This is a genomic window from uncultured Gimesia sp. (assembly GCF_937910335.1).
Classification (GTDB): domain Bacteria; phylum Planctomycetota; class Planctomycetia; order Planctomycetales; family Planctomycetaceae; genus Gimesia.
Genome location: NZ_CALEMX010000621.1, coordinates 1 through 9867, shown reverse-complemented (window position 1 = coordinate 9867; position 9867 = coordinate 1). Strand labels below are relative to the sequence as shown.

Annotated in this window: 4 protein-coding genes; 1 reads left to right on the top strand and 3 read right to left on the bottom strand. The window is 49.0% G+C overall.

The features are described 5' to 3' along the window. Nucleotides 1–11: 11 nt before the first annotated feature. From Q0668_RS26020 to Q0668_RS25485, 3 genes are all read right to left on the bottom strand, one after another. Entirely contained in the window at nt 12–197 is a 186-nt protein-coding gene (locus Q0668_RS26020; protein WP_366918995.1) for a phospholipase D-like domain-containing protein, read from the bottom strand. 413 nt (nt 198–610) lie between these two features. Beyond that, a complete protein-coding gene (locus Q0668_RS25490; protein ID WP_298869383.1) occupies nt 611–4429 on the bottom strand; it encodes an SMEK domain-containing protein in 3819 nt (1272 codons plus the stop codon). Nucleotides 4430–4616: 187 nt separating this feature from the next. Next, nucleotides 4617–8654, bottom strand: a complete 4038-nt coding sequence (locus Q0668_RS25485) for a hypothetical protein (RefSeq protein WP_298869382.1) — start codon at nt 8652–8654, stop codon at nt 4617–4619. Between the two features lie 543 nt (nt 8655–9197). On the opposite strand from Q0668_RS25485, the gene Q0668_RS25480 reads away from it, so the two are divergent. After that, the gene (locus tag Q0668_RS25480; RefSeq protein WP_298869381.1) at nt 9198–9854 is read left to right on the top strand and encodes a hypothetical protein; all 657 of its coding nucleotides are present in this window, start codon (nt 9198–9200) and stop codon (nt 9852–9854) included. Nucleotides 9855–9867: the final 13 nt, after the last annotated feature.

Sequence of the window (9867 nt, the reverse complement as noted above, 5' to 3'; positions counted from 1 at the left end):
CATTTACGATGTCAGAAGTGATTAACTAATCGTTCGGCTAGCCATTCACTATTAATATGGAGTCCAACTTCGATATTTTGTTGTTGCCTGGCTTCCGTGAAATTTGCAGAAGATACAAATACATGTACCGTATCAAGTACCACGCATTTCGCGTGCAGAGAGGATCGGACAACCGCACTTCTCTGGCTACGACGCAATGATCAGTTCCGCAATCAACAACCGGAGTCCGTGACCACAAAAGATTGGAATATGACGATTATTCCGCCCCTTGTATCATAAACCTCTGATTTTACGGCAATCCCGTATTTTGTTTTCGCTGATGAGTTTATAGGAAATACTGCTGCTGTTTTTGTGGGCATGCCTGATTGCGTTACATTTTCCGCGAAAATCAACGTTTTTCTGGCTCGCTCTTCTTCTGCGGATTTGATGCTGTGGTGTTGTCGACTTGGGAACTCGAGAGAATATCGCTTGCGACTCAGGTCACGCCCTCCAAAGTGACTTGGTATGTTTGTCAAACCGCCTAAACTTGTTGGGATTTATGAAGTTATTGACGCGGTAGATTCCAATCCGAGAATGGTAGTTCGGCTGCGAGATATGGTTCCAGCAGGCGTCACTCAAGAAGGCGCAGAATACGCGTCGCCAGGGTCCGGATCACTGGTTCTGGGCCTTCAATTCCAGATCGCAAATACGCGATGGCTTGTTCTCGGTCGATCCAATCTCCCGTTAATTGCCCCAGTATTGCTAGACGCAATTTCAGATCCGGTGCATCGAGTAGCCGTTTAGCCTTTTGTGCTATCGGGCTGTCTCGTTGGATCGGCAACTTCAAAAGCTTATCCAGGATTCTCGGAGACAGTTGGCCTGACTCTACTAGATCGAGGACATCAGAAAATGTGTCTGTGTTAGATGCCGCACCTTCGATGATAATGCTTTTTGCCAAATCTGAGACATCGTGTCTCGGATCGCCGCACAACTCGACGAGTTCTTTAAATGAAACAGCACCTAAGCGATTTAGCTCCTTCAGGAGAGCTAACCTTGGGCTGGGGGGAACTATACTGCACTCTGGGCACGAACTGCCTTTTACTACCGTATTGTGCTTCTCGCACTTTGTCCCACGGTCTGTCCAGTAAACATACATCTTTCTCAATTCTTCGACAACATCCGCGTCCAATGGTGGATCAAACTCAGATAGGTACTCAGCGATGCCTGTGGTCAACTCAGGATTATCGACGACTAGCCACGCGAAAAAACAGCCGACTGCATCGTGTCGGCGTTTTTCTCCGCAGAGTCTCGCAATATCACGGAAAAGACATTTGTGGTGAGCGGAAATCGGCCGATCGAGTCGCGAAAGCAAAAGCTCGAATGCGTCATATCCAAGGCAAAATTCGGCCAAAGAGACTGCGTACCAGATCGCGTGCTCATTGCTTGACTCCAAAGCCCGAGGAATTACATTTGCAGCTTCAGCTTTGCCAAATCCAGACGAGATGGCGTGTGCGGCCGTTAACCCAATGTAAGGAGCAGGATGCAGGATTCCCTCCGCTATTGTTTTCGGTTCAAAGTCATGAGGAGTTAGCTTTGACCAGTCTGGATCAACTGAGGCGTGTTCGACTAGGTCACCAAACCAAATATTCGGTTCGTCACATCGATCCAAAACCGACTGTGCTTCAGCTCCAACCTTAGAAATATCCAGATCTAAGGCAGATGCCAGAGCGCGAATTACCACGGGACCAACCAAATCGCTATCCGGTTCTATATCCAAGAGTGTAGTGATCCACTGGGCGGGAGACTCCTCAGCTACCAAGGCGGACCACAGTATTGACAAATTGAGATACGGCGGTTCCCCAATCGGTACGGTTATTGTTTCCGCTGCACGAACTACCAATTTGAGGAGGACATTTCTCCCTTGGTCCCACCGTTTAAATCCCCGCTGCATCGCAAGAACTCGAGAGTAGTCAAAGTTAGGAGGCCAAAGTGCCGTCGCGACGTCTTCCAACCCCATATCAGTCAATCTTTTCTGCAGATTGGAGACGACGTTCTTAGACACGTTCCCAAGCTCTCCGACTCCGCGAAAGTACTTCGATATGTCGTTGGTATTATGAGACTCGAAAATACGATCAAGCCCGCATTCGATAATCTGATTCTGAAGCTCCCGCCCCTCTTCAGGAATGTTTTGCGCATCGTCGCGTAAGACAATCTTAGGAAGGTGAACGAGTATGGGCTGATAATTCTTAAACCACTCCTTGAACTCTTCAACGACTTCGTTAGTATCGTCTGTAAGCAAACGCAGCAGAAATGATCCAAGGTCCATCCACGTCTTCTTCTTGGTTTCCGCCCGCGAAATCTTCAGGATTTCTGGTTTCACGTATGGTGCGAATCGTGCAAGTTGTTGTGTAGCTTCGATACTGACCAATGGAATGTCAGAATCGAATCGCGTCGCGAGTGACTGCAAAAGTCGCGGGAGAACTGTCAAGTCGGGTGGTTCGCGTTCAAACACGGCTTCCGCGCCGAGCAGAGCTTCACGGGACACCGGATCGCGAGGGTCGTCAAGGTCAAGCAGTGCTGAGGTTGTCCGTGCATCATCGTCGATGCCGCAGAGCAGTAGAATAACTTGTTTCCAAGCAGACTTTCGCCTTGCGTGCCGAATCCAGTCAACGAATTCTGAGTCTTCAAGATCCTTGACATACCTTGCTGCTGCGAACTCTTGTAACGAGAGATGGATAAAGAAAGTCTTCGAATCATTTCCAACTGACAGGGTCTCTACTAAACGCCGATCTTCCCAAAATTTCAGACCCGATTTTGCAGCTTCGTCTGCGCTCAATATATCGAGATCGAATTGAGTACGTAGATGCTCAGACACAAACCTCAATGTTTCATCACTCGAACAGAACGGGGTCAGTGTTTGCTTCCATGCCAAAGCATTTGCGACTTCTGAAGTAATACGCAGGTTGACGTCGATGGTTTCCCGATCGTTTGGCTTTGTCCGCGCAAGCATGCCAAAGATGTGAGCATACAACTCACTTCTCGTCTTACCGATTTCGATCTCATCGAGACTCAAGCGAATCAGGAATCCCAAGAGCAGCGGATTGCGCGAGGCCAGCCTCCGGATGTGAGCTACTTCATTCTTCGGTTCGATGCTTTGAAGAAAATTCTCACACTTCAGAAGATAGCTATCGTCCGTGCTGGCTTTTTTGAAAAGTTTTCGAGAAAGCTCTTGAACTTGGTACTCGTCTGGTGGCTGAAGTGCGAAATGCGTAAACCCTGGTAAGAACTCTGCTTCGTGACCAACGGGTCGCGTTGTGACACAGATACGACAATTGCTGTGTCCTATACTCCACCGGATGATCTGTTCGGCTACTTGCGCACGCTCTAGGTCGCATTCGTCAAGCCCGTCGCAGAGAAGAAAGTCCGCCGAGTTCAGCAATATAGCGGCGTCAGCGTCCCCGATCCCACTTCCATCAAATCCGACTATCCTTACCGCTTCGTCAAACGACCGACCGGAGAGCATGTTTCGCAACACGATCGGTAAGCGTACCCGGACTACGATTATCGGCTCGTGGGACAACTTCCATGCAAACCTCCTCAACATCGTTGACTTGCCATCGCCGGGACCGCCGACTAGGACGGTATGAGGATGGGTGAGCGGTACGGAATCCGAAGCGAAGGTTGAATCACTGTCTGCGGTGCGAGGTCTCTGTCCAAACTCAAGGTATTCTCGAAACTGTTCGTCCAATGATGATTTCGTACCGACAATCGACTTATCGTCTTTCATTACCTTCAGTCGGACCCACGCATCCTCGATTGACATCGTGACGCTTAGGCCGGGTACGAAGAATGTTGACGATGTCTGATGCATCCATTTTGCGTACGCCGTGCGGAGATCAGTGCCAGGAACGGTTTCCTCAAAGCCAAGCTGATCACGAAGGGGGCGAAGCTCCTTCCTAAGTAACTGGATCAGGCGTTCCAGCTTTTCGATTGGGAAATCCTGTGCTTCTTTCAGGATCGAACCGAATCCTAGTCGATCACGTTTAGCGTCAAAGTCGAATCCCTTCAAATCTTCGGTGAATTCGGCTCGGCTCGCAGGGAACGTGATATTGGGGTACACGAAGATCAGTCGTTTATAGACCGCATCGTGTGTGCCAATGAAACTCCCAAGCGTTTTTCTGATCTTCTTGGCGCTTGTGGTTACTGTCACTTGGACGGCCAATGAATTATCCTCGTCCGACAGATCGAATGTATCCTGATTCTTTCCAAAGAGCGTATTCGCGTTGACAAGTTTCCAATCGAATACAAGGTTCAGTAAATCGCGGAAGAAGGTTTCGAGTTCGATATGGGAATCTTGATGTCGAAGCGTGATGTCGCTGGTAATTGACAGTTGAAGGCGATTGAGCCAGTCTTTTGCTTCCGTGAGGTAGTCTTGTCGTTGTCGCGTCAAAGTACGATTCCCTTTCGATCCCGCCCAAACTCTGAACATTTTCGTCCCAACACGGCGTGCTAACCGACCTTCGTTGCGAAGGATCCGTCTTCGCCCCAAAGTCACGGCCTCGCCACGACCACCTGATCGCACAAGCGAAAAACAATGAGAAGAACAAAGAAGCGTAACAGTCTCCTTTCCTTCTCATCTAACATCGTCGTTCTTCTTCAATTTCCGCGCGTTCGATGTCGTAATTTAATCCTTCAATGTAGTCTTCGATCCAACGGATCACTGTGCTGTTCTTTTCATCGATCAGCCACCCCCGCGCCTGGGTACGGAGATTGCGGTAGTGGTCGCTGGCATTGCCACACCAACTGCGAGAACCAAAGCGGGCATATAAACCACTCCGAAGACTTTCGTTTTTGCCATATTTTGCGACAAAGTCACGAGTTAGTCGGCCAGCATTCGTATTGTTTAGTGTCTTCGGCAAAACGCCAGTCAACCAATAGCCATTTTCATCGACATCTTCGTCAACCCAATCGAAAAGAACATTCGCCGGAACAAACTGGATTGGTCCTGGACTGTCATCCTCGAAACCATGATGCTCTCTTTTTGTCAACCAGTTCTGAGACAGCCATTCTCCGCGTTCACGAGCCTCACGGTAGGCGTCTGCGATGCACGCCCATGCTGTTTCCGGATTCTTGCGAAGCAAAGAAGTAAGGATTGCCTCTTTGTTCGCATCTAAGTCTTCAAGCACCGACCATCTAAGTATGGAAATTCGGATCACTTTGCCAAACAGGTCCCACTCGCGATGCGGGAACTGATTAATGAACGCCTTCGCCAACCCTGACCAGTAGTAACTTGCCGAATGGACGACTCGTTCGTCTGCCATCGCATCCGCCGTCAACAAGTCGAATACCAAGTCTTCCGGCAATGACTTCACATCGTCTTTCACTATGTAGAACGAATGGCACATTTGCACGGCGCTACTCCACAAAGTGCCAATGCCATCTTCAAGCTGTAGGCTGACCAGTTCCTTAACAACTTCTTCATCAAGCTGCTGCAATTGACGATCGGACCACCATCGCTTCAGTCGCTCCTTGCTTTGTAATCCGCTCCGACATTGGTCGATGACTCGTCTTGTAATGGCGTTGGTCATACCCGAACTCACCACGAAATCTGAGAACCGATCAGCAGTGGCCGAGTCGTCGGCCAAATCAAGCATCACAGACTCCCACTCTTGCTCATCCTCGATAAAAATGGCTCGAAGGTACCCACTCAGGAACGACGTGGCTGAAGCGTCTTTGAGCGTGGCGTACTGTTCCCGAATCTTGGGCAACCATAAGCGGTTCGAATCGTCTTTACTAATATTAAACGCGAAGCAATATGCCGGGCTCGAATCTTCACAGACAAGCCAAGGAAGTTCAGAGACCAGAAGGTCCGGATCGTTTCGAACGGACTCCGCTAATTCATCGAGCTTCCTATCGACGAGCTTCGTTTCATTCAGTTCGTCGTCGTGATAGTCTTCCCAAGTTGTGTGCTTCACGAAACGCCGAAGCGTCGAAGCGAAGTCGTGGCCGTCAAGTCGATCGCAAATCGACTTAAGTAATCTCTTCGTGTTTTCCGGGAGTTTGCTTTCTCCATGACGAAGCTGTCGTTTTGTGAACTCGACCAGTGCCTTTACATCGGTTTGTTCATCGAGGGCAATAGATTCCAGTGTCTCCACCACTGAGTCCGTGAGCACTTTGATGTGTAGCACAGACCACGCTGCTTTGAGGATGCTGGTAATAAGCAGTCTTCGATCTTCGCCCTCCCATATTTTGAGTCGGTCCACCAAAAGCTGCCACACTTCGCGGTAAGCATCCCATCGTTCTCCGTAGGTTTGCGGTACCCAAAACAAAATAGTTGGCTTAAGCCCCTGATGCTCTGGCCCGACCGTTCTGAAACCTGGCTCAGTTGAAAGAGCATTGGAACACGCTATCAGTCCAAGTTTCCGTATTTTAGCCGAATCTGAATCCAACGCCGAAACCAATACGTTGATCCTCACGCCAGGGCTTGCTTGAGTTGCCGCCCAACCAGGGATCAAACTGAAGAGTGAGGTGAATGTACTGGTTGCCTCGTTTGAGTTGTTGACGTTCTCTGCTTCGGCTAGAACGAGTAGCAATTCGGTAGCGTTCGCAAAGCAGTCCTCCCACACCGCAAGTTTTTCGAGTGCCCAAACAAGCCACTGACGCGATTCAGTGACTTGTTGAAGGGCTGCAACGTCCATTTCTCCGATCGTTCGTCTCAAGCAACGAAGCGTCTGTTTCGGACATGTTTCTGCGAGCGCGGCAATCATCCGCCCATTGTGATGAGTGTCCGGAAATTCGTCACTTTTGAAAATGCCGTTGTGCCCCAGCAATTTGTCGATTGCCTTTTCGGCTGGGGCGCATTCGTGGGCGTAGCGTAGCATCTGCACGAACCAGTCCCACATTTGCTGAGGCATTTCCTGTAGCGTCGTTGCGATGTCGAAATTAGTGCCATAAAGTTGCCAAAACTCGCGGTAGAGATTTATGTGCAGCAGCCGCGGAGTTATGTAGAGTGTCGTTACGCCTTGGATTATTCGACGCGATTGCAGTTCGCGGACAATCGCTCTGAACTTTGGGCCTGTAATCCGCTGATCACATCTTGCGGCCAGCGTCTGGATGAAGTCCGCCTCATCCCCTACGGGATCTTCAAAGCCAAACCGTTCAAAAAGCGAAATGTAGTGGAGCACAATTCTTCGCAATTGCACAGCTTCCGAATCAGGTGAATCACGACCGTCGACAAATCTCCGCCAGACTTCTGAAGTTGTTGGCGCAGCCAGTAAATTAGACCGGTTTGCATCGAGGTTCGTACCGATCACGTGAGCAACACGCGGGCAACCCTCACAATACTCAGCCCATCGTTTCGCATCGTTCTCGCTGACGTTGTGGTCTTTCAAGATCGAAACGATTTGATCCAGTCCGGTCGGCTCGACCGTGACAACACGAGTTTTGTCATCTACTGTACTGTCGGGACCGTGGTCAATCGTAATGATTCGAATGCGATCCGACCTCGGTTTCAAGATGTTCCAAATGTCGGCAAGGTCTTTTTGAGAACACTCGTCAATTATGAAGAACACGAACCGTCTATCGTCGGTCTGCACCAATTCGTTGATAAATGAACTTTGCAGAATAGTTTGTCCGTCCCTTACATAGAGCGTGACCGGCGCCAAATCTTCCACCTTGGTCAACTCGAGCGCTAGACGCGTCTTTCCAACACCTGGCTCACCAATCAGTCTCACATGCACCAATTCTCCAGTGCGCAACGCGTTTCGAAGATTGTCAATCAGTTTCTGTTGCTCTGTGCTATAATGTTCGCGTGGCTGCATGTCATCATCCAGCAACCACGAGTCGCGAGAACGAAAATTTTGGTGATCGTGACCGTGAAGCTGCAGACAAAGTGAAGGGTATGACCGAAAGAGACCGATTAGCTGTGTTTGTCCCCACACTTCAACCACAGCTTTGGAGTAGCCGCATAAACCAAAAAAATGTTCAAAATTCTTGCGAGCCTTCCGAAGGTCACGATCGATCGGGTCGACGCCAAAACTAACGAGAACGAATCGCTTACCCTCCTGTAGCGTCTGTTGGATTTCTGAACCAAGGTTTTCGAATGCTGGCTGCTCGCCTTGACCAAACAGCTCTCTTTGGACTTCGCTTTTCCGCCAAGGGGCAAAATCGCCAGTTTTGATTTGAAATCGTGTTCCAGCTGTTAGCAATTCGTCCTCGTTAAGAGGTTCCTCACCGTCCAGTATCGATGCGTCGACCCCGCCATCAGCTGTATAAACATCTGAAGTGATGCTCACGCGGGTTGTTGGCATCCCGCGCGCGGCGGCCCTCGCCCAAAGCAAATTCCTGAGTGCATTTACTGCGTCAACTGCTGAAAGGCTACGCAAAATGGCTTGATTTAACTCGAATGTTGAATGCCCAAGCCCTTGCGGAGCAAAAACTGGCTCAGAGGATCTCTCCTCAGTGAGACGCCGAACTTCCTTTCGCAGCGTCCGAAGATGCGTAACCGATGCGTGCTGTTGCCCCTTCCGTACCCGATTTACTTGACCTTGTGAAACGTCCAAAATCCCGGCTACATCTCGTTGTGAAAGTTCCAAGTTAGAGAGGCGTTCGACAAGCTCCACGAATTCAATGTTGTCTGAGTTTGATTTCCAATCAGTAGTGGTGACTTTGGCCATTTTTCAGAACCTATCGATAAACAAATGTTAATTACAGGTATTATTGCAGGCAACAAATGTTGTGCCAAGTCAAGTAGGGGAGAAATCTTGCTTCTCTAACTAGCCACCTGCAACCTTTTGTTTTGCATCTGAGACACGTCTGCCCAACGTTTCAGTGTGCGTACATGACTAACCATCATGGGTCAGGAGCTGAGCGTTGCAAATTGATGAGGCAATCGCAACCGCCAGTAAAAAGATGCGTAGCGTGGCAAGTACGTTTTCTTGGACTGCACCTTGGATTGTCGTTCCGGGAAAACGACCGGACAAAAGTGCGGATTCTGTCAACAAAAGTCATCGTTTCGCGAACAATCACTCAAACAACCGGATTTTCTTAGCCTAGAAGTATATTTGTATTCTGGTTTCTACAGATGCGTGGTATGATTCCCATGTGGGTGCCATATTCAAAATTGCACATTTCTATTACAAGTTATTATATGATAACGAACCCATTTCCGTCCGAAGCTGTCCTCCTAATCACACTCAAAGAGATGGAGAACCAAATTAATGGATAAGCATTCTGACGCAGTAATCACTGCTCTGGCAAACCTAAAGGCGGTCGAAGCAGACATTTTGAATACCGGACTTGAATTGATGCAGTCAGCTGATGGGTACATGTATGTCTTCGATCAGTTCGTAATTGCAACGTTGAATCGTGCCGTTGCAATTTCATCCGCGTTTCACTCGCTTGTTGAAGCTAGGAATATGGTTTCCGCTGGCGCATTACTCCGCGTCCATCTCGACACAGCACTCCGCCATTTTGCATCTCATCTGGTGGAGGATTGGGACGCTTTCGCCGAGGCCGAAATCAGGGGCGATAAAATCAATCGAATGGTCGACCGCGACGGAACCAAATTAACAGACTTTCATCTATCCAAGGAATTTGAGAAACAGGTTCCCGGAACGCGCAATCTTTACGAACGTGCTTGCGGCTATGTCCACTTTTCGGAAGTTCATACAACAAGTGTGTTGAATGGCGTCGATAGAGAAAACCACATAGTAGGAATCAAAATCTCCGCAGTCGATCGTGAGCTACCCGATTCCTACTACATTGACGCCTGTAATACCTTCGCGTTTATATCGCAGACCTTGATTGATCTTATACAATCGTGGATCGACTACAAAGTCAAGAATGATACGACTCGAGTGGAAAACGCATTATAACAAACGCATACAC